Annotated in this window: 26 protein-coding genes; 8 read left to right on the top strand and 18 right to left on the bottom strand. The window is 31.3% G+C overall.

From position 1 onward, the window contains the following. Positions 1-155 precede the first annotated feature (155 nt). The 15 genes from B5S50_RS13655 to B5S50_RS13585 form a co-directional block, all read right to left on the bottom strand. Entirely contained in the window at positions 156-1091 is a 936-nt protein-coding gene (locus tag B5S50_RS13655) for a GDP-L-fucose synthase (protein ID WP_217302109.1), read from the bottom strand. A gap of 33 nt (positions 1092-1124) precedes the next feature. Next, on the bottom strand, positions 1125-2195 hold the full coding sequence (gene gmd, locus B5S50_RS13650) for a GDP-mannose 4,6-dehydratase (RefSeq protein ID WP_217302108.1): 1071 nt from the start codon (positions 2193-2195) through the stop codon (positions 1125-1127). Positions 2196-2232: 37 nt separating this feature from the next. Next, on the bottom strand, positions 2233-2739 hold the full coding sequence (loaP, locus tag B5S50_RS13645) for an antiterminator LoaP (RefSeq protein ID WP_217302107.1): 507 nt from the start codon (positions 2737-2739) through the stop codon (positions 2233-2235). A gap of 151 nt (positions 2740-2890) precedes the next feature. After that, positions 2891-3559, bottom strand: coding sequence for an exopolysaccharide biosynthesis polyprenyl glycosylphosphotransferase (locus B5S50_RS13640; RefSeq protein ID WP_217302106.1), 669 nt, complete (start codon positions 3557-3559; stop codon positions 2891-2893). 1200 nt (positions 3560-4759) lie between these two features. Then, on the bottom strand, positions 4760-5341 hold the full coding sequence (locus B5S50_RS13635) for a sigma-70 family RNA polymerase sigma factor (protein WP_217302105.1): 582 nt from the start codon (positions 5339-5341) through the stop codon (positions 4760-4762). Positions 5342-5359: 18 nt separating this feature from the next. Next, on the bottom strand, positions 5360-5983 hold the full coding sequence (locus B5S50_RS13630) for an RNA polymerase sigma factor (protein ID WP_217302104.1): 624 nt from the start codon (positions 5981-5983) through the stop codon (positions 5360-5362). Positions 5984-6221: 238 nt separating this feature from the next. Further along, positions 6222-6440, bottom strand: a complete 219-nt coding sequence (locus B5S50_RS13625; protein WP_065079871.1) for a DUF2922 domain-containing protein — start codon at positions 6438-6440, stop codon at positions 6222-6224. 59 nt (positions 6441-6499) lie between these two features. Then, the gene (locus B5S50_RS13620; RefSeq protein WP_217302102.1) at positions 6500-6727 is read right to left on the bottom strand and encodes a DUF1659 domain-containing protein; all 228 of its coding nucleotides are present in this window, start codon (positions 6725-6727) and stop codon (positions 6500-6502) included. Between the two features lie 120 nt (positions 6728-6847). Beyond that, a complete protein-coding gene (locus B5S50_RS13615; protein ID WP_065079869.1) occupies positions 6848-7570 on the bottom strand; it encodes a CpsD/CapB family tyrosine-protein kinase in 723 nt (240 codons plus the stop codon). A gap of 38 nt (positions 7571-7608) precedes the next feature. Continuing rightward, positions 7609-8376, bottom strand: a complete 768-nt coding sequence (locus tag B5S50_RS13610) for a tyrosine-protein phosphatase (RefSeq protein ID WP_217302101.1) — start codon at positions 8374-8376, stop codon at positions 7609-7611. 88 nt (positions 8377-8464) lie between these two features. Then, positions 8465-9148 carry a YveK family protein gene (locus tag B5S50_RS13605; protein ID WP_217302100.1) on the bottom strand — a complete coding sequence of 228 codons (684 nt, stop codon included), beginning with the start codon at positions 9146-9148 and terminating at the stop codon, positions 8465-8467. Positions 9149-9178: 30 nt separating this feature from the next. After that, positions 9179-10225 carry a DUF2140 domain-containing protein gene (locus tag B5S50_RS13600; RefSeq protein ID WP_217302098.1) on the bottom strand — a complete coding sequence of 349 codons (1047 nt, stop codon included), beginning with the start codon at positions 10223-10225 and terminating at the stop codon, positions 9179-9181. A 143-nt stretch (positions 10226-10368) separates the two neighbouring features. Continuing rightward, entirely contained in the window at positions 10369-11697 is a 1329-nt protein-coding gene (locus B5S50_RS13595) for a cell wall-binding repeat-containing protein (RefSeq protein WP_217302097.1), read from the bottom strand. A gap of 181 nt (positions 11698-11878) precedes the next feature. After that, positions 11879-13672 carry a cell wall-binding repeat-containing protein gene (locus B5S50_RS13590; RefSeq protein ID WP_217302095.1) on the bottom strand — a complete coding sequence of 598 codons (1794 nt, stop codon included), beginning with the start codon at positions 13670-13672 and terminating at the stop codon, positions 11879-11881. 199 nt (positions 13673-13871) lie between these two features. Then, complete coding sequence (locus B5S50_RS13585) at positions 13872-14744, bottom strand: SLAP domain-containing protein (protein WP_217302093.1); 873 nt, start codon at positions 14742-14744, stop codon at positions 13872-13874. A gap of 224 nt (positions 14745-14968) precedes the next feature. Between B5S50_RS13585 and B5S50_RS13580 the strand changes: the two genes are divergently transcribed. Beyond that, positions 14969-16726, top strand: a complete 1758-nt coding sequence (locus B5S50_RS13580) for a WG repeat-containing protein (protein ID WP_217302092.1) — start codon at positions 14969-14971, stop codon at positions 16724-16726. Positions 16727-17089: 363 nt separating this feature from the next. Here B5S50_RS13580 and B5S50_RS13575 read toward each other — a convergent pair whose 3' ends face one another. The 3 genes from B5S50_RS13575 to B5S50_RS13565 all read right to left on the bottom strand — a co-directional run bounded on the left by B5S50_RS13575 (position 17090) and on the right by B5S50_RS13565 (position 19957). Next, on the bottom strand, positions 17090-17497 hold the full coding sequence (locus B5S50_RS13575) for a hypothetical protein (RefSeq protein WP_217302091.1): 408 nt from the start codon (positions 17495-17497) through the stop codon (positions 17090-17092). Between the two features lie 148 nt (positions 17498-17645). Continuing rightward, entirely contained in the window at positions 17646-18788 is a 1143-nt protein-coding gene (locus B5S50_RS13570; RefSeq protein WP_217302090.1) for a TolC family protein, read from the bottom strand. Positions 18789-18820: 32 nt separating this feature from the next. Beyond that, complete coding sequence (locus tag B5S50_RS13565) at positions 18821-19957, bottom strand: TolC family protein (protein ID WP_217302088.1); 1137 nt, start codon at positions 19955-19957, stop codon at positions 18821-18823. 519 nt (positions 19958-20476) lie between these two features. Here B5S50_RS13565 and B5S50_RS13560 point away from each other — a divergent pair. The 7 genes from B5S50_RS13560 (at position 20477) to B5S50_RS13530 (ending at position 26356) form a co-directional block, all read left to right on the top strand. Further along, positions 20477-21235 carry a hypothetical protein gene (locus B5S50_RS13560; RefSeq protein WP_122060233.1) on the top strand — a complete coding sequence of 253 codons (759 nt, stop codon included), beginning with the start codon at positions 20477-20479 and terminating at the stop codon, positions 21233-21235. Beyond that, positions 21192-21539 (top strand): hypothetical protein, encoded by a 348-nt coding sequence (locus B5S50_RS13555; RefSeq protein WP_217302087.1) that lies wholly within the window; start codon positions 21192-21194, stop codon positions 21537-21539. The genes B5S50_RS13560 and B5S50_RS13555 overlap by 44 nt, the downstream gene beginning before the upstream one ends. A gap of 114 nt (positions 21540-21653) precedes the next feature. Beyond that, entirely contained in the window at positions 21654-22379 is a 726-nt protein-coding gene (locus B5S50_RS13550) for an ABC transporter ATP-binding protein (RefSeq protein WP_217302086.1), read from the top strand. Beyond that, positions 22366-23022, top strand: a complete 657-nt coding sequence (locus tag B5S50_RS13545) for an ABC transporter permease (RefSeq protein WP_243121157.1) — start codon at positions 22366-22368, stop codon at positions 23020-23022. The genes B5S50_RS13550 and B5S50_RS13545 overlap by 14 nt, the downstream gene beginning before the upstream one ends. Next, a complete protein-coding gene (locus B5S50_RS13540) occupies positions 23001-23930 on the top strand; it encodes a cell wall metabolism sensor histidine kinase WalK (protein WP_217302085.1) in 930 nt (309 codons plus the stop codon). The genes B5S50_RS13545 and B5S50_RS13540 overlap by 22 nt, the downstream gene beginning before the upstream one ends. A gap of 10 nt (positions 23931-23940) precedes the next feature. Continuing rightward, positions 23941-24606 carry a response regulator transcription factor gene (locus B5S50_RS13535; RefSeq protein WP_217302084.1) on the top strand — a complete coding sequence of 222 codons (666 nt, stop codon included), beginning with the start codon at positions 23941-23943 and terminating at the stop codon, positions 24604-24606. 190 nt (positions 24607-24796) lie between these two features. Further along, on the top strand, positions 24797-26356 hold the full coding sequence (locus B5S50_RS13530) for a cell wall-binding repeat-containing protein (RefSeq protein ID WP_217302083.1): 1560 nt from the start codon (positions 24797-24799) through the stop codon (positions 26354-26356). Positions 26357-26420 lie beyond the last annotated feature (64 nt).

Raw genomic sequence — 26420 nt, 5'->3', positions numbered from 1 at the left:
TCTAAATTGATGATTTTCTTTGGTTGAATAGATCAACCTTAGTTTCAATTATGCCTACAATTGTTACTTTATGATGTTGTATACACAAATTAGCAATTGACAAACAAACACATTTTCAATTCAATATCATAAATGTATAACATACAGAATGTAAACTAAAAACATTTATAGTTTTCCTTATACCATTCATAACTTTCTTTTAACCCATCCCTGAGTTCAATCTTGTATTTCCAACCTAAACTTGTAAGCTTGGATACATCAAGTAATTTTCTTGGAGTTCCATCAGGTTTATCAGGATTAAATTTCAATTCACCTTTGAAACCTACAACTTCTTTTATCATCTCTGCAAGTTCCCCTATAGTCAATTCCTTACCTGTCCCAATGTTCACATGCTCTTCACCATCATATGTTTCCATTAAATATACACAGGCATCTGCCATATCATCAACGTGTAAAAACTCTCTTAATGGCTTTCCAGTACCCCATACCTCAACAGAAGGCGCGTTACTTATTTTTGCTTCATGAAATTTTCTGATTAGTGCAGGTGCAACATGCGAGGTCTGAAGGTTATAATTATCATGCGGTCCATACAAATTTGTCGGCATCACGCTTATAAAATTATCTCCATACTGTCTTTTAAAGAACTGGCACATTTTCAAACCTGATATTTTCGCAAGGGCGTATCCTTCATTGGTAGGTTCAAGATAACCTGATAAAAGGTATTCCTCTTTAATTGGCTGAGGACACATTTTAGGATATATACATGAACTTCCTAAAAACATAAGTTTTTTAACCTTAAAATCATGGCACGCTTTTATTACATTACATTCTATCTGCAAATTTTCATAAATGAAATCTGCTGGGCATGTATTGTTTGCATTTATTCCACCTACATGTGCGGCAGCTAGAAAAACATATTCTGGTTTTTCTTCATTAAAAAATTTTCTTACAACTTCCTGATTTGCCAAATCAAGCTCGCTGTGAGTTTTTCCTATTATATTTATATAACCTTTTGATTTTAAATTTCTTACTATGGCTGAGCCAACCAGTCCCTTATGTCCAGCTACATAGATTTTATTGTCCTTTTCCATTATTACATCTCCCAAAATTATAGTTAAAAAATTTTATCTGGATGCTGCAGCTTCACTTTTAGCTAAGTCAATTCCAGCAATTTCCTTCATATCACTTTCAACCATCATGTGGATTAAATCCTTAAAGTAAACTTTTCTTTTCCATTTTAAAGCTTTTTCAGCTTTTGCTGGACTTCCTAATAATAAATCAACTTCTGTAGGCCTGAAATATCTTGGATTGATTTCAACCAAAGTCTTGCCGCTCTTTTTATCATAACCTTTTTCTTCTACACCTGTTCCATTCCATCCTATTTCAATGCCTGCTTCTTTAAAAGCAAGTTCAACAAATTCTCTTACGGTATGTGTTTCTCCAGTTGCCAGGACATAATCATCAGGCTTGTCTTGTTGAAGCATAAGCCACATACCTTCAACATAATCTCCTGCATATCCCCAATCTCTTTTTGCATCAAGATTTCCTAAAGTTAATACATTTTGTTTTCCTGCTATAATACTTGCAATGGCTCTTGTAATTTTTCTTGTTACAAATGTTTCTCCTCTTCTTGGAGATTCATGGTTAAATAAAATGCCATTACAGGCAAATACGTTATAAGCTTCTCTATAGTTTACCGTAACCCAGTATGCATATAGCTTTGCTGCTGCATAGGGACTTCTAGGATAAAATGGTGTTTTTTCACTTTGAGGTGCTGTACCAGGAATACCTCCAAATAATTCTGAGGTTGAAGCCTGATAATATTTACATTTAAGGCGGTTTTCTTTTATTGAATCAAGAATCCTGAGTGTTCCTAATGCATCTGTTTCAGCTGTATATTCAGGAACTTCAAATGAAACCTGAACATGGCTTTGTGCTCCCAAATTATAAATCTCATCTGGATTAATTTTTTCAATTACCCTGTTTATATTACTTGAATCTGTTAAATCTCCATAATGAAGAAATAATTTCTTATTCCCTATTTTGGGATTTTCAAATAAATGGTCTATCCTTTTAGTATTAAATGTACTTGCTCGTCGTATAATTCCGTGAACTTCATATCCTTTATCCAGTAAAAACTCAGATAGATATGAGCCATCTTGCCCTGTTATTCCTGTTATAAGTGCTTTTTTCATTCTAATTTCTCCTAACCTATACTACTTTTAATATTTCTTATACCTTTCTTACAATTTCTACACCAACACTAACGTCCATAATCCTTCCAAAAAACTCTATTTCTATTACTGCTTTCCTTTTATGCCTATCAATTCTTTTTATAATTCCTTCATAATCCTTCATCGGGCCATCTGTTATTACAATCCTGTCATTTTCTATATATCCATAGGACATTTTAATAAAATGATCTTTTTTTCCAAACCTCATTAAAAATTCTATTTCTCTATCATATAGAGGTATTATCTCATTTCCATCTCCAAGAATTTTAATTAATTTAGGAATCTTTTTCACATTAAGTAGCAAATCATTTATGTGGTCACTAATCATAAATATATACCCAGGAAACAATATTTCATTTGTTATATGCCATTTACCCATATATTTAATTTTCTTCTCATAATAAGGTATAAAACATTCCTCTAGAACATCATTAGATATCAACTTATTACAAATAAATTTTATCTTTTCTTCCTCTCCTGTTCTAACCTGAACTGCATACCACATAATTGTCCTCCTTTTGGGCAGGCTTCGCCCATCCGCAGCTAAAATACAACCTTTTTAACTGTGAATTCTATATATTTATGACATTTGGATAATCAAAACGCGGCAACGCGACGATTTTAAATATCTAAAATTTGTATTATAATGCAACTTTCTATGCTGCATTTTCATCTCCAAAGAATACACCTAAAGTTTTAAATATAAGCTTTATATCCAGCACTATACTTCTATCCTTTATGTACTCTAAATCCAATCTCATCCAATCATTAAAATCAATGCTGCTTCTCCCCATAACCTGCCAGTAGCACGTAAGTCCTGGTTTTACAATAAGCTTTTTCTTCTGATATTCATTAAACTTCATTACCTCCTGTGGAAGATTAGGTCTAGGTCCAACCAGTGACATGTCCCCTTTAATTACATTAAACAATTGGGGAAGTTCATCAATGCTGGTTTTTCTTATAAATTTACCAACCCTTGTAACTCTCGGATCTTTTTTTATCTTAAACATAGGTCCTGTCATTTCATTTTTACCTCTAAGATTGTCCAAAAGCTCTTCTGCATCATCTACCATAGAGCGAAATTTATACATTTTAAAAGGTTTTCCATTCATACCAACTCTCATTTGAGAAAATATAACAGATCCTTTGGAATCCAGCTTGATTGCAATAGCCACCATCAGCATCATAGGAGAAAAGGCAATGATACCTATGAAAGATAAAATTAAATCCATACTTCTTTTAACAAAATAATAAGCAGCACTTTTTTTATACTTTTCCATATTTTCTACTGTTACTTCCATAGGTCTGCTTTGCAATTCTGTCATATAATCCCCCCTACTTATACAATAACCAAACTCACATAACATTTTTTAAACAAAATCTTTATATCTATATGCCACTTTCTTCAAATCTAGAACTAATTTTATGTATTATATTAAACTCATCAATTTTAATCATTGCAAAAATAAACCTGTTATCAAACGTTTTATGAGAAATTTACTTCATTTAAACCTCTCATAAACAGAGTTCTTGGCATCAGATGGAGTTTTGACTCCACCTGATGCTTAAACCTCTCATAAAATTCCTCATCTGATCTGAGGCCTATTAATTCTAAATTGATATTTTCCTTTGTAACCTATTCAATTCTATGTCAAAAGTCATATATTCTAACCAATTTATCCATTCTTTTCACTAATTAGATTAATATAACGCCTTTACATTTAATTATAATACCCTACTTAAATATAGACAACCTTTAAATATAACTTATTTGCAAAATTCAAGAAAAAAATTAAGAAAAAATTTATATTTAATTTTAATTTTACTAGAATTAAAATTAGACAATTTCTAATAAATTACTTTTAAAAAACCTTGTCACATTATCCTGCTTTTTTAAACACAATTTGCATTTAAAATAAAAAATAGCGTCTGGATTTGCCAGACGCTTCAACTTTTCTTTTAGACTTTCTAATTGAAATTTGAGCTTATACACAAATATACTAACAAAATTAAAATCACACTTAAAAACTTTTTCTATAAGCCTTAGCGAGGTATTTTAGAAAACCTTAGAAGCTTATATATGTCTGAGGTACGAGTTTATATAAGCTTCTTTAGATTTTCAAAATACCGAACTTTAGACTTATAAACAGAGTTCTTGGCATCAGGTTGAGTTTTAACTCCACCTTATGCTTAGAAATCGTTATCCAGGCGCGTAGCAGTGCTTATCCCCCCACTTTGATAGAAAAGCAGAGGCCCAAAATCTTTAATTTTGTGTGAATCGCTTTCACAGAGTGCGATGGGGGGTTAGCAATGGTAGCGATCGGATAAAAAGTTTTTAGTATGATGAAATTTGTTAGTATATGGCTGGTATAAGTCTTAATAGAAAATTTATTAAAAAGCTTAGGGTTTTTGAATTGTTTGAGGTACGAGTTTTCAAAAACCCTTAGGTTTTTATAAATTTTCTGATTAGACTTATCAAAATATTTAATCGTACTTGCGGTTGTAAAAATATTCGGAGCATAAGTTTATTTTTTGCTTAGAAACTCTATATATTTTTTTAAACTCTCCAGGGATTTTCTCTTTCTATATACCGCAGTTCTATAAGAGATCCTCTCTTTTTCAGCATACTTATTTAAGCTTTTATCTTGAATATAGTACCAATCTATTAAATCCCTTTTATCCTCAGGAAGCTTGTCCATAGCTTTATTCAACTGAATTATGAGCTTTCTTTTTATCAAATCCTCTTCAATATTTTCATCTGAAGCTATCATATTTATGAACTCGCAGCCTTCCTCATTTTTGCTGTAAAGGCTGCAGCAACTTACTTTCCTTATATTGCTTCTTATCATGTTATAGAAATTCTTTTTAACAGAACTTTTCACATAGGCGGCAAATGGATATTTAGAATTTATATCATACATTCCAATTGCTTTTATAACAGAACATCGCCCTTCCTGTATCAAGTCCTCCATATCATATCCTTTTATATAAGTACATTTTGCCATATTAATTACCATACCATTGAATTTAATGCATATATCCTCTACTGCATTTTTGTCTCCACTTTGGGCTCTTGCAAGTAAAATTTCAAGCTGTAGATTTTCCATACTTTTATCCTCCTATTTTCAAATTTCATCAAGTCCGATTTTTAAGTAATAGTTCTTTCTAAGCTTGTTCAACTTTTTCCTGAGCCTATACACTCTTTGCTTAAGTGCACCATAATTGCAATTGTTTTTTCTAGAATATTCCTTCAAATTGTCATAGTGAATAATTAAATACATAGTTTTTCTTTCTTTTTCATTTAATTGTCCATTAAGATATTCAAGCATTTCCTCTAAAATAATTTTATTTAATATCTCATCTTCCATAGTCATGCTTCCTTTATGCCTAATGCACATATAGTCCATTGCATTTTCTTTGGTGAAATCGTTTTCTAAATTTAGTGTAATATTTTTTACCTTACAATTACTATTTATAGCATTTACTATGACACTGCTTATTATCTTTTTGTTGTAGCTTGTAAATTCACTCCAGGTGCTTCCCCTGAATTTTTCACAGTATACAATCATTTTGTAAATACATTTATTTATCACATCTTCTTCATAAATACTTCCACAGTGTTTAAACATCTTTTCATCATAAAGTTCTTTTACAATCTTTATAAAGTGTGTTTCTAGTCTAGCTATCCAGTAAGGTTCTCCATTTTTAACTCCCTTTATAAGCTCCTTCAGGTGGATGTCATTTTCCATAGCCATTCCCCCAATACAGTATTTTTAAAGGTAATATTTACAACATAACATCTATACCATTTATAATTGAAATGCATACTATGTAAATTAAGCTAAATATGAGAATATATACCTCTACTATATAAGACCACATTTTATCCATAAAAGTAACACTTTTTATCCAACTTTTTGTAATAAACTAGAAACAGCGGATTTAGACAACACTAGTCTAAATCCGCTGCTTTTTACTTACCTATGCCTATTTTACCTCAAGTTCCGTAGTTGAACTATCTAAAATATGTGCTGCATCTATGGATTTTAAATCTCCACTTTTTGAAGTAAATACGTTTTTTGCAATAATTGCAGTCATAGCATTTTTTACTTCCAGGTCTGTGATGCCCTCTTTTACATTTTGAACTTTTATGGAAGTTTTTTTGCCTTGCTCATTAAAGAAACTCATAACTAATGATTTACTCATATTTTTCCCACCCTTCTTTTCAATTCACATTTCACATTTCACAGTTCACAATTTTAAGTTTAAGCAGTTACTGTTATGGCATTCTGATCTTGTTTTACAAGTTCATTTAATGTTTTTCCAAGAAGCTTTTCTATTTCCTTTGCAACATCGTAGATATCCTGGTCTGCAGCAGTTGTCTTGATGTTTGAAAATCTCTGTTGTTTAATTACCTCTTTTCCTTTTGCGTCTAAACCATCCTTATACTTTAGTATTAATGAAGTTTGTAATATTGTTGACTTTACATCCATGTTTATCAACCCCTTTCAAGTAGTATATATGCAGCTTTAAAAAAACAGGCAAAATTTTTTCAAAAAAATAAAATGGTTAGAATATCTAGCTTAGAATTCCAACCACTTTTTAAAAATATGTTATTTTTTTGTCTTCTTCTTTTTCTTTTTAATTTTAGTTCCATCACTGCCATAATAATAATGGTAGTAATAGCCGTAGTAACCTTTTTCCTTTATCTCCAGCTTATTTAAAACTACTCCTATTACATTGGCATTTACCTTTACAAGTAATTCCTTAGCCTTTACTGCTGCTTCCTTTTCTACCTGGGAAGATGCTATTACAAGCAGGCATCCATCTGCATAACGGGACAAAAGCTGGGCATCTGTTACTGCGACTACCGGAGGCGTATCTATTATTATGTATTCATATTTTTCCTTCAAGTCCTGTAAAAAGTTTTCCATTTTCTTTGATCCCAAAAGCTCTGATGGATTAGGCGGTCTGGTACCGGAAGTTAACAGGTTAAGGTTTTCTACACCTGTTTCCTTTACAGCGTCCTCAAACTCAACTTTTCCAGCCAAAACATCTGACAATCCAATTTCATTTGAAGTCAAAAATATCTTGTGAAGCCTAGGTTTTCTTTGGTCACAATCTATTATAATTGTTTTTGAGCCTGACTCTGCCATAACTACTGCCAAATTTGAGCAAGTAGTTGATTTTCCTTCTCCAGGCCCTGAACTGGTGAGCATTATAGTCTGTATCTTCTTATCAAAAGAAGAGAACTGAATATTGGTTCTAAGTGTCCTATAAGCTTCGGCAATAGGATCTTTAGGATTTTTTACAGTGATTATATCTGGTTTTTCCATTGTCTTCACTCCATTTATCTATCATATGGTACCTTTATCTATCTTCTAAAGAAACTAAAAATACCCTTTCTCTCTTTTATTCTTTCCTCTGGCAGCTGTATTATTTCATTTTTGAGCATTTTTTTGCAATTATCTAGTACTTGTTCTTCTATATCCTTGTTAAATCGTAAAGCTTCCTCTAAAGCTTTACTGATACCTGGGCATCTTCCTCCTGTGGAATGAGCATCTGAAGCTATAAAGCTGCACACTCCACTTTCTATGAGAAGTTCTGCAGTTTTTTTTACTTTTTTCCCAAAGAGACCTAAAACACTTCCTGTATTTACTTGAAGTAAACATTTTTCATTCATAAATTCATTTATTTTAGAAGGTGTGTCTATAATATACTTATACCTTTCAGGATGAGCTAAAATTGGATGCACACCTCTTATTTCAAGTTCATATATAATATCCAGAGCATTTTTGGGTACATTCATCATTGGAAGCTCTACCAGCATATAATTAGTTCCTTCAATGCATCCTATTTCCCCTGACTTAAAGTTTTCAACGGTATGCCTATCCAAAAACACTTCCTGGGCTGAAACAATATTTACACATATATTCTCCTGCTTAGCTTCATTCCTCACCTTGTCTACTAATTCAATCACATCTTTATAGCTTTTCTCATAATATCCTTTATAAAAATGAGGAGTTGCGGCTATAGTTTCCACCCCATCTTCTTCTGTAAGCCTAAGCATATTCATAGTATCTTCCATGGATTTTGATCCATCATCTATACCCGGAAGTATATGACTGTGTATATCTATCATGCTATACCCCTTTTCAATGCACAACTTTCAACTCTCAACTCTCAACTCTCAACTAACTATTAACTATTAATTATTAATTATTAATTATTTACATGTTGCCTTTTGGTATTATCCCTATTACAGGCATTCCCAAAGTTCTATTTACATCTTCTTCTGTCTTTATAGTATTGTCCATGTATTCCAGCATAAAGCAAAATCCAATAGATCCCATAAGTCCAACAAAGAATGCAACTGCCATATTAAGCGCTTTTTTAGGCTTTACCGGTTTATCCGGGAATTGGGGTTTATCCATAATCTGTATATCTCCGCCTGTTGGAAATACTTTCTTGGATTCAGCTATAAAAGAATTTGATACTGCATTTACCATGTTTACAGCCTGGGATGGATCTTTGCTCTGTCCTTTTATTTCTAAAATTTGTGTACCTTGCTGTGGTGTGACCGTAATAATATTTTTAAGTTGGCCTGCACTTATAGAGCCCTTCATCCTATTAGAGGCACTTTCCATAACAGCATTTGATTCTGCAATTTGTGCATAGGTCTTTACCAAATTTTGATACATCATAACATCATTATATTGGGTATTGGATTTTTCGCTGTTTTGAGGTTTCCCAACTATTATAGTAGTACCTGCTTCATAAGTTGGTTTTATTACAAAGAAGCTTAAAATACCTGCTAACAAAGTGCAAGCTACTGTTACTATAACTATAAGTTTAGACCTTTTTTTTAGTATATAATAAAAGTCTCTAAGATCTATTGTTGTTTCTTCTTCCATTAAGATATTCCTCCTTAAACTTGATGCAAATTAATTTCCTACCACGCCGCTTAACATACTTGCAGCAGATGAGTCTACATTAGCACCTACAGCAGCTTGCAACTCGGCTTTTTCCTGGGGAGACAATTTACTATACGCAGCTCTAACGCTGCCCTCTGCTGAATAGGGATTATATGAAGAATTTTTCATATTATTTACTATAGAAATCATCTGTGATATAACTGCCTTCTGACCTCCTGTACTTACCGCACCTGAAGCTGCACTAAGGCCACTTGCTACCCTATCTAAAGCCTGCTGTCTTTCTTGTGAAACAGAACTTTTACTGCTGCTTGACTGAGTACTACTGACGGATGGAGTACTATTATTATTTGATTTTACACCTGTGCTCTCACCATTAGTTTTCGTGGAAGAGTCTAAATTCTTTACATTAGAAAAATTTTTTATAAAATTTTGTAACGAACTACTTATTTTCCCTTTAAGCATATCTTCAATATTAAGCTGTTTCTTTTCAAGAGTGACTAAAAGTTTCTGATCTTTTACATTTATATCCTTAATGCTTATTGGAAGTCTACTAGTACTAATAGTTATAGAATCCCCTTCAAGGGCCATTCCATTTTTCAACTTAGGTTGTAATTTCTTTAATACATAGGACTTTGGTAAAGTAATCTTACCTAACTTAAAGTATTCAGGGTTATATATTATCTTTCCCTTTTCAAAAGAAACATCGCCTTGAGATGACAAAAACAGATTAAAATTTTTATAGGTAACAGGTACAAAAAATACCATCTTATCGTCTTTAAAATCTGCTTCCACTGACTTTACTACAAGGTCACTAGTTTTATACTGCTTAAAATAAAGGGATATAACCCCATTCACCTCATCTTTTGAAAGTTCTGCAGTTCCACCGCTCTCCTGAGCTTTTAATACTTTTGTCAAAAGATCCGCTGAAAACTTATATTTAGGTGAACTGTAGGACGAATTCCAAAAAATAAGTTTGGCAAAGACTACTACTGCCACAATCAATAAGGCAATTATAATTAAAATCACCGGTTTTTTTCTACTTTTCAATTTACCCATACTATTTTCTCCTAAAATTTAAAAATGATTTAATAAGTTATCCTTAAATACATCACTTATTATAACATATTTAAAGATAACTTATTTACAAAAAAATTTTATTTAATTGATGTAAATTAAAACTTTATAATCCAAATTTATTTCTAGTATAATCCAAACTTATTAGCAAGTGTAATGCCTTCTGACATACTAATTCCGGCATTTACCACAGCTGTCTGAAGGCTGCTCTTTTCATCATGTGTAAGATTATTATAAAGCTGTTTTACATTCTGAGCATCTGTATTATAGTTATAACTTGAATCCGCCTCGTATTTGTCTAAAGCAGTTATAACATCTGAAATTATAGTCTTTTGATTAGTGTCTAATTTAGAAGTATCCATAGATTTAAGTTTACTTAATACCGAACTCAAATTGGCATCGTCAGAAGAAGATGACCCTCCTCCAGGTGTTGGAGGATTTTGTATGCTTATTCCTGATACAGTCTGCTCCACATCACTTACCAAACTATCAGGAACTGCTGCAGCTCCACCAATAGCTGTAATACTTGCAGTTTTAGGCACATTTGATTTTATAAAGTCTTCCATTCCAGAATAAAGTGTATTATAAGTCAAAATTATAGGTGAAGATGTTTTTGCTGCAGCTGCAGATCCAGAAAGAGCATCTGCAAATTCATTTCCAGTAGGCCCATCTGCTTTAACTACGTATAAATTATTAAAGTCAATACTACTTTTAAAATAAGACAATACCTTTACATTGGTATCAAATCTATTTTGACCACTTATTCTAGCAACTGTAGGCAGTCCTGAAATAGCACTGTCGCTTATAACTCCTTGTCCACCTATTACATAGGAGTTCTTTATAGAATCTTTATTCTGATTTATATAATTCTGTACAGCATCAGACAGTGAGTCCTTTCCCGTCAAAAGTATTGGTATACCCTGCTCTGCAGCTATCGGTGCAATGGACAGGGCATCTGCAAATCCATATCCTGAAGTTACAACTACTTTAGTAACATTTTCCAGAGAGTTTGCCACAACTACAGAAGTTTCAAATCTATTTTGTCCTCCTAAACGCTGTACATTAAGTTTCATGGACTTCAACTCATTTTCTATATCACTTGAAATGGAGGCTTCTCCACCTATTTCTATTACATGAGTTGCCTTAAGTCTTGTTATTTCGCTTTTAACACCTTCATTTAACTCTTTGCTTCCAGTCAAAAGTATAGGTGCATTGTATTTTTTTGCAACAGGTGCTGCACAGAGGGCATCTGCATAGCCTTCACCGCTGGCAAGTACTACGTAGTCAGAAGTTGCCCAACTATTTTTAGATACGGCAGTAGAAGTTGCATATCTATCCTGTCCCCATAATCTACTAGATGCTGCAAACACATTTTGCCCTGCAGCAAATACTGTAGATGAGGCAAGAAAAACACCAAGTATTAATTTTGAAATCATTTTATTTCTTCGTAACATAAGTATATCCCCCTTATTCAATTCACAATTCACAATTCACAATTCAATAGTAAGTCTTAAACTTTATTTTGTCTACCACTATTGTTTTACATGTCATGGTAATTTTAAGATTTTCTATTATATTTATACTTATTAATAAAACTCAGGTTTTAGGCCTGAGTTTTATTGAAGTTTTCAGTTTTTATGCTTGGTTACTACTTTGAAGTGCAACATTTACTAAAATATAATCGCCACTATTTAAGTATATATAGTAGTTTCCTCTAACATCAGTGCCAGGTAGTACAAAATCAACTAGATAATTTGCAGCTTCTTGTGTTGTAAAATTATTATTGTACAACAATTCAGTATCTTTTTGTACTCTATTTATTTCATATCCCAATGCAGATATTACAACTTTTTTATCTTTTGATGAATTATCAAAATAGTATCCTACATTTCTCTCCAGGTCAGCCTTAAATTTATTAAAAGCAGCATCTACATCACCATTGTATTTTCCAGCTTCAGTCTTTATTTCATCTACAATGGCATCCGCATTTAAAGTACCATCATTTGCATTAATGTATTTTGATCCTGAATTTTCTAACACATATTGTAATGTTTTACTATTTACTGTAATCTTATTTAGGCTGCCATATGAATCTTTCATCTTGTCATTAATATATTGTATATCGTTTCTTATTTGAGATTCATCAATATTTCCTGTTTCATTGTATTTTTGCTGTGCTTTTTCAAATATATCCTTAGCAGTTGTGACATTTTCCTTTAATTGTACATTTATAACATTATCGCTATCATTTGCTATTGTAAAATATTTATTATAAAGGCTATCATTTGGATCATTCAATTTGCTTACGATAGTCTTATAATTTGAATTAGATTTCACTACAGAATTAGTTAAATTTTGTCCACTAGTGGTTGATCCGCCGCTACCACCATTGCCACCATTATTTGGTGTTGATGAAGTTCCAATATCACCTTTAATATCACTGGCAACTGAATCAGGTATACTAGCTGTTCCTCCTAATACCGTAAGAGTACTATTTGTAAATCCCTTTTCCTTAAGGAAAGTTGAAGTAGCAGAACTTATTGTTTTTCCTGTTATTATAAGAGGATTTCCAAGTTTAGCAGCAAGTGCTCCACCTGTAAGTGCATCTGCAAATTCGTTACCTAAAGGTCCATCTCCAAGAGCTGCACAGACGCTGTTGAATTTAAAACTTGAAGCAAATTCTGTGAGTACAGCTACATTTGTGTCATATCTAGTTTGTCCACCTAACCTTTTTGCTGATGGAAGTGAATTTAAAATAGAATCACTTATAGATGCTGTTCCACCTATTACATAAGTTTGAGTTATTTGTGAATGTGATTTAAGATAGTTTGATATTGTATCTGGTAAACTACCTGCTCTACTTAAAAGTATAGGCATTCCATTTATAGCTGCAGCAGGTCCTGCTGAAAGGGCATCTGCATAGCCTTCGCCACTGGCAATAACTGCTTTCGTAGGTGTTCCAAGCTTTTCTGCTATTTTTACAGAAGTTTCAAATCTGTCTTGTCCACCTATTCTTTCTACATCAGTTACCTGTGCTTTTATGCTATTTAAAACGCTGTCAGGTACTACTCCTGTTCCTCCAATTACAATTACATGTTTTACGTTTAATTTTTTAAGTTCGTTTAATGTATTTTGTTCTAAACTATTACTGCTGTCACCTGTAGTTAAAAGTATAGGTGCATTGTCGGCTTTTGCAAGAGGTGTAGCACAAAGTGCATCTGCATAACCTTCTCCATTTGCCACTATAGCATAATCTGATGAAGTCCACCCTGAATCAGCAACTTTTGCAGCTGTTTCATATCTGTTAGCCCCACCTACTCTGTTCACACCAGAATCTGCAGCCTTTACCCCTGTGGAAACTGCCGTAGTCGTCACAAGTAAAGATGCTATGCTGCAGGCTGATAGAACTTTTTTGCTCTTTTTCTGCATAAATAATCCCTCCAATTATTATATAATTCTTCATAAATTATTTAACACAACATTGAATAATTCATTGAATAATTCATTACTTTACAATTTGTTACATATACATTATAGCTCAAATATATATTTTTTTAAATGTTATGCAAAAATTATGCACATATTTATATTCGTACAATTTACAATTTTCTATAGGTCAATGTAAAAATTATTTTCTTTTTACATTGACCTTACCGTTTATCTTAACCAGCTTATATGCCACAGACCATCCATCTAGAGCCTGATTTTGTTCCGGATGTACATCTGTAGGAAATGCAAAATTACATATCTTTGCTCTATAAGGACTTACTGTAAAATCTTTCAATTCAAAACTTTCAGATTTAACAGCTCTCTTCTTAGCATCCAGTACAGTCATAGGCATTTTACTTATAGTAATAGGCTGATTTGAAGCATTTCTCATAACAGCAGTTACTAAAATATTCCCATTTGTTTGAATTCCAATGCTAAAAGTTGATATACTAAACTCTCCCTCTTCCATTTCAGGAAGTTCAGCTAAAAATTTATTAAAAACCAGTTTGTCTTCATCTCTCATTCCTTCAGGAAGACCTTCATATATAGGTCTTACAGTAGATCTAACATTAAACTCTCCATTTAAAGCAACCTCCCAGTCGTCCTGAGGAATCTTGTCTACTTTAACATTTTTTTTATCAAAATAAAGTTTTATAGGTCTTGCAGAATGAGGTGGCAGTTCTCCAAGACAAGCTAAATTGAATTGCTGTGCTGCCAGAATATCTCCTTTAGAGTTCTTAATTACAAAAGGTATCATCTTTAAATTCAATTTATCTGAAAGACCATTTCTTACATATATTTTAACTTCAAGCTTGTCTCCTACATCATAAGCATATACACCTGATACATTAAGTTGTCCCTCTTTTATAGGTGGCAATTCTTTTATTTCATCTTCAAAAATCTCTTTTTGCACATCTGAAACTACATTTTCTTCTTCATCTAAAAGTGAAAGAACTGTTGAAACATATTCTTCACCGCCCTGTGCCCTGTCTTTCTGTGCTTTTTTAACCATATTATACCTCCAAATTCATATAATAAATAGCTTTCACTCATTTTAATAATATCTTAGTTAAATATATCATTACCATTTTAAGTTGTCAATTTTCAATCACTAGTAAAACTATGGTAACTTTTCCATAAGCAAATTGCAAGCGGATAAATTTTATTGATCTTAATTCTAATACCATAATATAAATGGTATAATAAGCTAAAAATATATTTAAGGAGGAAAGAACTTTGAAAAAAGTCTCTAAAAAATATTTAAGCTTAATATTCACTTTTATACTCTTATCTAGCGCTGGATTTACTTTAAACTCGCCAAGAGTGTCAGCATCAAACAACTTAAATTATTCAATTACGAATTTGAACATGTCCTGTGCCAATGTATATTCCTTTGAAGGAAACCTTGCAAAATTTCAAAATAACAATTTTTATGGGTTGATTGGTAAAGATGGTAGTGTAAAACTACCAGCGGAATTCACCTCCATATCTTCCTTTAAAAACGGGTATGCAAAAATTGCCAAAGGTTCTAAATTTGGATTTGTCAATGAAAATGGATCCATTGTAGTAGAACCACAATTTGAAGAAGTTTCAAACTTCTTCACAAATGGACTAGCTGCTGTAAAACAAAATTCCAAATGGGGTTTAATAAATAGTTCCGGTAAAATTGTAACTGAACCACAGTACGATACCATTTATGAATTTTGTAACAGATTTATGAGAGTTAGAAAAGGCAGTAGTTATGGATTTTTAAAAAGTGACGGCACTTTACTTTCTGGATGTAATTATGCCAATGCCTATAATTTTAACGATGGATATGCTGCTGTGGAAGAAGGAAGTACCTGGGGTCTTATAGATAAAGCAGGAAACTTCAAATCCTTTTACTTTGATGAAATAAAGTCTCCAATTCTTGGACTTGTTCCTATAAAAAAGGATAAACACTGGGGTCTTTCAGATATGAGTGGAAAAATAGTTTTAGAACCTAAATACACTGACATATCATATTTAAACAGTAATTTAATAAAAATATCAAGTGGAGACAAACGTGGTGCCATAGATAAAAAAGGGAACTTGATTCTAGATTTAAATTATGACAGCATAATACCTGCAGATGATGGAATGTGTCAAATAGTCCAGAACGGCCAATATGGTCTTATTGACCCTACAGGTAAAATAATTGTTCATCCTCAATTTAGCTGGATAGACACTTTTCAGGAAGGAAAAGCTATTGTATGTTCCCAGGATCAGTATGGTTTCATAGATACTAAAGGAGAACTAACTCACGAAAATCAATTTGACAAAGTATATGCTTTTAAAGAAGGCATGGCAAAAATAGAAAAGAATGGAAAATATGGATTTATAAACTCAAAAGGTGATGTGGTAATAAGCCCTATATTTGAAAATGCTTCAGATTTTAATGAAGGATATGCTGCGGTAAAGAAAAATACTGGTTCTTCTTCTGTTGAAAGTTCTGATGATTCAGAGCTTAAGAAAGAGTATATAAAATGGGGTTACATTGACAAACTTGGCTCTACTTTTATCTCTTATGATTTTGATAGTACCTCCAGTTTTAATGACGGCTGTTCCCTTGCTGTAAAAGATGGTAAGTGTACTATGATAAAAAATTCAAATATAAAATCCATACCAAACACTGTAATAAATGATCCTTTTAAAACCTGGAAGATAAAATTTTCTAAAGCCATAGATGGAAGACACACTCTTTCAAACAAAGACGATACAGTTTTAAATGACATAGACATGACCATGACAGACAATATTAGTGTTACTGACAGCAGCAAAAAATACGCAAATGTTTCCTTTACTTTTGAAGGCCCTGATACTATAGTGATAAATCCACCTTCTAATGGCTATACCCCTGGAGAAATATATACCATTACAGTTCTAAGCAATGGTAAGTATAATATACAGGATATATCAGGAAACAAATTAAAACCTAATGTTACAGAAATGAAATTTCAAGTATTAGATAACTAGTATGGAATTTTTTCGAGTTGACAGTTAAGGTGGGTGTTTTTCCGCTGTGCTGCTAAAAATAAAAAAATTGCGAAGCAAAGCTTCGTAAGTTAAGAATTAATAATGAAGAATTAATAGTGAAGGATGATTTTTAGCTGTCGCAAAAAATCTTTAAATTTATATAAATCAGCAATGTTTCGCTTTAGCGAAACGGGTGATGAAAATCTTAATCAAAGATTTTTTGTAGTGTAACGGAAAAAAATCCACATTAACTATTAATTCTTCATTCTTAACTATTAATTAGAAATATTGATTCGCAACTTTTTTATATTAAGTTAAAAACCTTATATTACATTATATTATATTGCATTATAATGTACTCCATTACTTTACAGTCAAATTAACTATATTTTTGTTGTCTCTTACAGCCATAACTCTAACTTCCATGTTTTTATATTTTTTCTTTAAATCCTGTGCATACTTCTGTGCAAGATCTTTAGCTTCTTTGTCACTAACTCCACTTTTAATTACCATTGTAGCTATGGCTTTGTTATTTTGTACATATACTTGGCCATTAAATATAGACTTTTCCTTTTTAAGCTGGGCTGTTTTATCAGTGTCTGTTGTTATCTTAGCTGCTTCTTTCTGCTTTGCTGTCTCCTTCTGCTTTTCTGTCGTACTTTTTGCAGCATCATTTTGGGAAGATTGTTTTCCAAAGGAACATCCCGATAGAGATATAAGCAGTGTTAATATCAAGGCAAGTATTCCTAATTTTTTAAAATTGTATTTCACATTATCACTCTCCATATAATTATTTCAAATCTCATTTTATCATATATGATTCAATTTTATAGTATTTCTATTTATTTTAATAAAAATTTAATTTTCTGCAAAAATAAAACTATGCTAAGTACCCTCAGCATAGTCTTATTTTATAAAATTACTGTGTTAAGTTATATTCAAATTGCTCTACTGTCACCATATAATTGTTTATGGCATTTTTTAAATTAATTTTTTCACTTTTAAGTGCAAGAGCTGCAGAATCTGCTTGAAGCTGTATGGCAACTCCCTGCTGAACTTTTGCTTCTACAGTATCGTAAGTTGACTGAGCACTTGCTACTTTTGCTTGTTCAGTTTCTACAGTGTCCTCTAAACCTTTTAATCCATAGTAGCCATTCCATAAATTAGTTTTAATAGTTAATATAGTATTGGTACGGCTATTTTCAAGATCCTCAATACTCAGTCCTGTGCTTACCTCACCTGACGCATCATTATAAGAATACTTCTTATATATACCTTCCTTTATTCTCAATATATCCAGATTGTTATTTATCTTCCCTATATTATAATTATTATCCACAGCCTTATTAATCTTATCTTCTATATTGCTGTCATCATATTTTACAAAAGACTTTTCCGCTGGAACCAGAGTCAAATCCCCATCAAGATCCATATTTATAGTCTGCTTAATAGATAATAAATTTTGTTGAAGCTGCGCTTTGGGCTGGTTTAAAGAAGCCTGAAGCTGACTTTCTTGAACTAGTAAAGATTGCAAGTCATTATTTGTAAGTTGCCCATTTGCTATTTTTACCTTGGTCTGGGCAATTTGTTCCTCAACATTTTTTATCTGATCATTAATTGTATTTATTTGGTCTTGATTAGTAAGAGCACTTAGATATTGCTGCTCTGTAGAAAATTTAAGATTCTGCAGTGAATCATCCTTATCATGTTTTGCATCTTTTATGTTCTGTTCATCTGCCTTTGGAATTACATCTGTAACAAGCTTTATATTTACATATTGTCCAGCTGGATAACTGGCCTCACTTGTTCCACTATCGTTTATAAGAGCTGCATTCATATTGTCCCTGTCAAATTGCCTCTGATATAAAAGTATCTTTTGTCCTTTAGTTTGAATAGATACGCTATTTTTTTCTATGTCATTAAGCACCTGATCTAAACTCAAAGTTGCATTACCAGTAATGCTATTTACAGGTGTTATAGTACTATTATTTGCTGCAAAACATGTACTACTTGCACTTAAAGCTAATGTTAATCCAATTGCTATACTTAGTTTATTTTTCATTTTTTTCCTCCCTTCAATATGAAAACCTCTAATTAATTAGAGAGCTTTGAAGTATCACTTCCTGCTCCACAAGCTAATTCCAACTTAGTCTGTGCCATCCATATACTTCTCTCTGCAGACTTCAAATCATTTTGTGCACTCTTTAAATTAGCAGCCTGAGTATCAAAATCTATCCTACTAAGTACCCCCACATTATACTTTATTCGGGCGGTATTATAATTGGTCTGCACTAAATTCAAGGCATCCTTTTTCGATCCAAGTATTCTAGTTTTAACTTGAAGATCATTATACAATCCGTTAATCTCCGAAGTTATATTCAATTTTTGAATCTCCAAGCTATCCGAAGCATTGTCTACATTAGCCTGGGCAAGTCTATTTGGAACACTTTGCTTATCAGAGAAAACCCCATTTACAACATCATATTTAAATTTTTGAAGTTCTATATTTTTTTGTCCAATTAAAATTTCTGCTCTATTTTTAAGGGCATCATTTAAATAATCACTGTAACTTCTTATGTAAGGTGATTCTGTAAGCTTGTCTTTAAGAAGAGTACCATATTGTGTATATATATCAATTCCTGCAATTTTATTTAAACTCTGAATATCTGAATTATACTGTCTCTGACATTTTCTGAGTTGATTTTTTTCCGATATATAATCTGCTTCAGCCTTTTTTTCATCTGAAGGAGATATAGTTCCAAGGCTCAGTTTAAGTTTAGCACTATCATACTGTTCCCCGGCATTTTTAAATTTTTGATTTTCCAAATCCACTGTATCCTTGTCATTCATAATGGTTGTATATTGATTATAAGCGGATAACTTTACCTGATTTTCAGCTACAGTTTTTATTTGAGTATATTTATATTCAGAAAACTTGTCCTGCTGCTGGCTGTCGCTGATATTCTCCATCAACTGTAATCTAGTATATTGATTTAATGTCGCTCCACCCTGATCCAATTGATCAGAATAAGAAGCTGCATTTTTTGTATCACTATTATAGGAGTTTTGGGCCTGTTTTATCGAAATATCTGCACTTTTAACATCATAAGAATTTTGAATAGCAGTATTAATAAAGCTATCTATATCTAATGTATTTCCATCTGCAAAAACTGCAGTGCTTGTACAAAGTGTTAGTGCAGCTGTAAAAGCTAATATCTTAATTTTATTCATTTCTTCCTCCTTCCATATATTAAATTATTTTCTTCCAAAATATAATGTTTCAATGATAACTAATTCTATCACAATTATATTTATATTTCCATGGTAAAGTTAACCTACAATTTTGTTTAAAATTGTATCTGATGACTACCTACTGTAACACTCCCACTTCTATCAAAGTGGGAGATAACAGTAGCTACGCCCCTAGATAATTCATCTAAACTTAGTGGGAGCAACAAACTCCTACTAAGTAAGATTCATTGATAAGTTTATACTTTGTTTATATCTAATTTATACAAATTAGACATACTCCTTTTATAATTAAACTATGAAAGTCTTTCATAAATAAGGCATTTGAAAGAAAATAACAAGTCAAAGATGCGACGGATATTTTTTATCAGACAAGGAGGTAGGTTCCGCAGATAGTGAATCCTATCTAAGGGTTCTACCGACGCAGTATGGTAAAAAATAGGCTAGCATACTGACTGGTTATTTCTTTGAAAATGCCTAATCATAAAGGAGCAATACAAAATGAAAATAAATAAAAAGGCAGCAATGCTTATAAGTTTTACTATTGGAATACTCATGTTTGCCAGTACAGCCTTTGCAGAAGTAAATTCAAAAAGTGGATATGATATACTTAAAGATTCCCTTAAATATACTGCTCAAAACTGCACTAGTAAATTTTCAAGCTTTACTGTTGATTCTTCATTTTTAGTGAAAGATAATGGTTCGATTATATATTCTAAAAATATGTTAAATAAATATAACTTGTCTAACAAATCTGTAGAAAATACAAGCAAGACAAATAATGGTACTACTGTATCAAACGAACTATACTATAAGGATAAAAATACTATTATAAATAATAATACTTTAAATGGTAATATGTATTATGTAACCAACATAACCGATAAAACTAAAGCAGATGATTCAATTCTTTCAGATCCTTTTAAAGAAAACAGAACATCTGATATTGAAAAAATAGTAGATGCTGCTATTGGTAATTTAAAGGATTCTATATCTGTAACCGAAAAACCTGATGGAAGTAAAAAACTACTTACTTCTTTAAACGAGAACCAAATACCATCACTTATAAATGCATTAATATCTTTTAAATTGAAAGAAGATATTACTAATATTAACAAACAACATTCACAATCAGATTCGTCTTCTGTAAAACTTCCACAAATTTCAAAAGACGTATTTGTTAAGAATGCCTCTGCTGAAATTACTACAGATAAGAATGGATCAATACGAAACGGACATCACAATAAAAAAAGAGGATAAATTTCAAAAAATAGGTGAACGATTTATAGAAATCAACAAAATAGATAGTAAACATGTAGAAGGAAAATATTATGAAACATTTTTAAAAGGATATGAAAATTACTCTTCAAACACAAAATCATTCAACTTTAAAGGTAATTTTCAGGATCAAAGTACTTCCGCAGATTTTAGTACTACTACATCTTACGGAAATAACATTAAGGGAAACATATATATTTCCCCAACATCTGCAAATATAAATTTTAATATAGATAATGAACCAGAATTTGATACTGATTCTTCATTTAATAAGATACTCAATTGATTAAGTGAATTTTTAATATAAAATTTGGAATATGTGCTGACAAAACTCATTGTCAGTATGTTTCCAAATGTAAGTTAAAATTTGATAAAGCATCCAACGAGGAGGGATTGCCCTTTGGAAACAGTAATTGAGATAAATAATTTGAGGAAATTATATAAAAATAATAGAGGTATAAATCATTTAAATTTAAAAATAAATAAAGGTGATATTTTTGGATTTTTAGGACCTAATGGAGCTGGCAAATCAACTACTATGAAAATTATGACAGGTCTTGTGAAACCGGACAGCGGTGATGTAAAAATTTTTAACCATAGTATTTTAGATGATTTTGAAAATGCAATAAAAAATGTAACCTGCATTATAGAAACTGCCCAATCCTATGGATATCTAACTGCATTTGAAAATTTAAAACAAACTTCAAGATATTATAAAGATGTAAATGATTCAAGAATTAATGAAGTTTTGAATTTACTGGGTCTTTCAAAATATAAAGATGAAAAAACTAAAAAGTTTTCTCTTGGAATGAAACAAAGACTTGGAATTGCTTCTGCAATTTTGTCAAAGCCCAAAATAATTATTTTAGATGAACCTTTAAATGGACTGGATATAGAAGGCATGATTGATACAAGAAATATTATAAAAAATATGGCTCAAAAAGAGCAAACTACATTTTTCATATCAAGTCATCTAATACATGATATTGAAATGACCTGTACTAAGATAGGCTTATTATATAATGGCACTTTAATTAATGTTGATACTACTAAAAATATTTTAAAAAATTATTCTTCACTTGAAAACTATTTTGTCAGCGAAGTAAATAAGAATGATAGAATTTAAAGCTGCTTTGATAAATGAAATTGAAAAATTGTATAAAAAGAAAAAAATGCTTCTATCTGCAATAATATCATTTATAATTATTATATTGGGTCAAATAGTAATTATTGCAATGAGAAATGGATTTGGACTTAGAGGGGTTTCAAACACAGAATTTCCAATATTAGTTTTATCCCTTATGTCAAATATTGTTCTACCACTATTTACCGCTCTAGTTACAATAGATAGTTTTTCGGGAGAATTTTCACATAACACAATGAAAATTTCACTTACAATGCCAATTACAAGATTGAAATTATTTACTGCAAAATTAATTTCAATAACTGTATTTATATTATCAAATCTTTTTTTTGTAATGATTTTTTCAATTACAGCAGGTTTGATTTTTAATTCAAATACGGTAACTTTATTAAGTATATTTAGAATAATTCTCTCTTATACTGTTACAATATTTCCAATGATCGTTTGTGCATTGATGGTCATATTTTTATCAAATATTTTTAAAAGTGGCATAAGTGTATTCTTTTTATCCATTTTAATTTTTATGTTATTCAAATTTTTAAGCATTATATTTTTTCAGTATTCATCTTTGTTCTTTATAAGCTTATTTGATTGGTACAAGCTATGGATTATGATAACAACGTAATCTTTAACTCTATGGATATAAATAAAATAGACATTCAAAAATTTTTTCAAGAAAATAATCGTGAAACAATTTCAATTGATGGTAATCAATATATTTTTCATATAATCCCACTTAATTATGACGATTCTTCAACTAAAACAATACTTGTGGTTCCACTTGGAAATGACAGCAATGTACTTAAAATTTTTATTATAACTATAGTAAGCATTTTTATATTTTCTTGTATAATAACAAATATAATTGTTTCCTACTTATTTTCAAGAAGAATACTTTCTCCAATAGAAAGTTTAAAAAAAGCAACCTCAGAAATAAGTCATGGTGACTTATGCTTTGAAATCGTAGAAGACGGTGACAGTGAAATAAAGGATTTATGTTCCGACTTTGAAAAAATGAGGATACAACTAAAAAATTCCATACATATGAAGATGAAGTACGATGAAGATAGAAAAATATTGGTATCAAGTATATCACATGACTTAAAAACTCCAATTACATCCATAAAAGGATATGTTGAGGGTATTTTAGATGGAGTTGCAAATACTCCGGAGAAACTTGAACATTATTTAAAAACAATTTATTCTAAATCACAACATATTATCAATAATTCTAAAAAGTATATGGGTGATACTAAAAATGGCAATATATTAATCTCCCTCAGAGAAAATAACGCAAGTATACTAATTGAAATAAAAGATAATGGCTCTGGAATAAACCAAAATGATATAGATAAAATATTTGACAGATTTTATAGGGCAGATTCTGCAAGAACAGAAACCAAAGGAAGTGGTCTCGGTCTTGCAATTGCAAAGCAAATTGTTGAAGGACATAATGGCAAGATATGGGCTGCAAGTGAAAAAAATAATGGTACAAGCATAACTATATCTTTACCAAAATTACATGAGAGGTAGATGGCTTGTTATGAAAAAAATTTTAATAATTGAAGATGATGTAAGCCTTGCTGAACTCATAAGAGATTATTTGGAACTTGAAAACTTTGAAGTTGTAATATGTACTAATGGAATAGAAGGTTTAAATAATTTTAAAGAAAATAAATTTGATCTGTTAATTTTAGATATAATGCTTCCTCAAATAGACGGTTTTAGTATTTTACATAGTATACAGGAAGAAAAAGAGATTCCCGTACTACTAGTTTCTGCAAAAAAAGAAGAAATTGATAAAATAAAAGGATTAACTCTCGGTGCCGACGATTATATAACTAAGCCCTTTAGCCCAAGTGAACTAGTTGCAAGAGTCAAATCCCACATTAAAAATTATGAAAAAATAAAAGGTAAATTTGTTAAGCCTTCAAAAAATAATATTATTATAAGAGGTTTGGAAATAAATCAAAATTGTAGACAAGTTTTTGTAAATGGCAAAGAAGTAAATTTAGCTCAAAAAGAATTTGAAATACTATCATACCTGGCTCAAAACCCTAATAGAGTTTTTAGTAAAGAAGATTTATTTGAAAAAATTTGGGGATTAGATGCAATAGGTGATACTTCCACTGTTACTGTACATATAGGACGAATAAGAGAAAAAATAGAGTCTTCTCCTTCCAATCCTCAATACATTCAAACTGTATGAGGTGCTGGATACAGACTACGAGTTTAATCGAAAACAATTCTTTAATTTATTATGTATAAAAGTTAAATATATAAGTATTTTCTTTCTAATTTTCTCAATATGATTAAGTAAGTTAAATTTTTCTTATAGGTTTTTTTGTAGCTTTATGCTAGAATTAAGTATATATACTTTAAAGGGAGATGGAAGGATAGTGAAGAAAATACTAGGAATAGCTGCAGCAGCGGCTATAGTATTGGGTATGTCAAATATTACCTATGCTAAAACTACGTATAATGTAACACGACTTGCAGGGAACAACAGATATGAAACTTCTGAAAAAATTGCAGATAACTTTGAAAACGGAACAGTTCAAAGTGTAATAATAGCCAGTGGAAAGGACTTTCCTGATGCTCTAGGTGGAAGCGTACTGTCAAAAATATACAATGCGCCAATACTTTTATTAAATGATGACTTTAAAAATTCTTCAAATGCAGTAGATTACATACAAAACCATTTAAGTAAGAGCGGAAATATCTACATTTTAGGAGGTACTTCTTCAGTAAGTGATGATTTTGTAAGCTACATAAAAGGACTTGGCTATGGAAATGTAACACGATTTGGCGGCAGCAACAGATTTGAAACCAACAAATCTATCATTAATTCCATGAATGTTCAAAAAGGTACTCCTTTAGTTATTACAAATGGTTGGGGATTTGCAGATGCTCTCAGCGTATCAAGTGTAGCTTCATGTTACAAATACCCTATATTTATGATAGATAATGGTAAACTTTCTGAAAGCAATAAAGATATTATCTCCAGCATACAGCCATCCAAAATATTTGTAATAGGTGGACAAAGTTCTGTAAGTGACAGTGTAGTAAATGAAGTAAAAAATCTTCAGCCATCCTTAACGGATAGTAACATAGTAAGAATAGGTGGAGAGACTAGATACGATACATCATTAAATATATGTAAATACTTTAATTCAAATTCAAATTCAGCCGTATTGGCAAATGGTGCAAACTTCCCGGATGCACTATCTGGAAGCGCATTAGCTTCTAAATTAAGTGCACCTATAATGCTGACAGATGGTAGGGACATATCAAAACAAAAAAGTTATATAGATGAAAAGGGCTATAATGATGTATTCCTTTTAGGTGGACTTAACTCTATAGATTTATCAGTAGAATACTTGCTAGAGCCTACTTCATCAATACCTAAAACTGAAATAGACTATATAACTGCTTTAAAAGGCTACTGTGATTCCTATGAAGATAAGACAAGCACTGTTTCAACACAGATGGAGGATATATATAATAAAACAACTGATATAAGAGTAGCTATTACCTCTGCATCAACAGCACAGGATTTATCAACAGATATAGAACAATTAATTACTTTGTTCAACCAGGGTAATTCTTATTTATCCTCTTACAAAAATGATCTCACAACACTTAAAAATAACGTTTCAAACCTTTCAGTACCTAGTGGGTTAGAAACTTACAATAGCCAGTACCTAAATAATATAAATACACAAATTAATTACGTAGACATAACTATGAAATATACAACTACTTGTCTTGACATATTTACTGAAATGAAAGATGCACTGGACAATATGGATATAGATAAATTAGAAGAATCTACTAACGCACTTGAAAATATGGGTACTGATGGAAATAGTATCTCCAATATTGAAAATGGTAATAAGGGAATAGATGATTTACAGACAAGACTTGGAAATGCTTTAACAAGTTATGGGCAGCAATAATAAAAAAGAGGGGTTTCCCCTCTTTTTTATTTTACTGCAATTACATTATTTCATTATTTGGTGA

Origin of the sequence: Clostridium sp. 001, assembly GCF_019056555.1 — a bacterium.
Taxonomy (GTDB): Bacteria; Bacillota; Clostridia; order Clostridiales; family Clostridiaceae; genus Clostridium_B; species Clostridium_B ragsdalei.
Note: the sequence above shows the minus strand (reverse complement) of the source record. Positions and strands in the feature narration are given on the sequence as shown.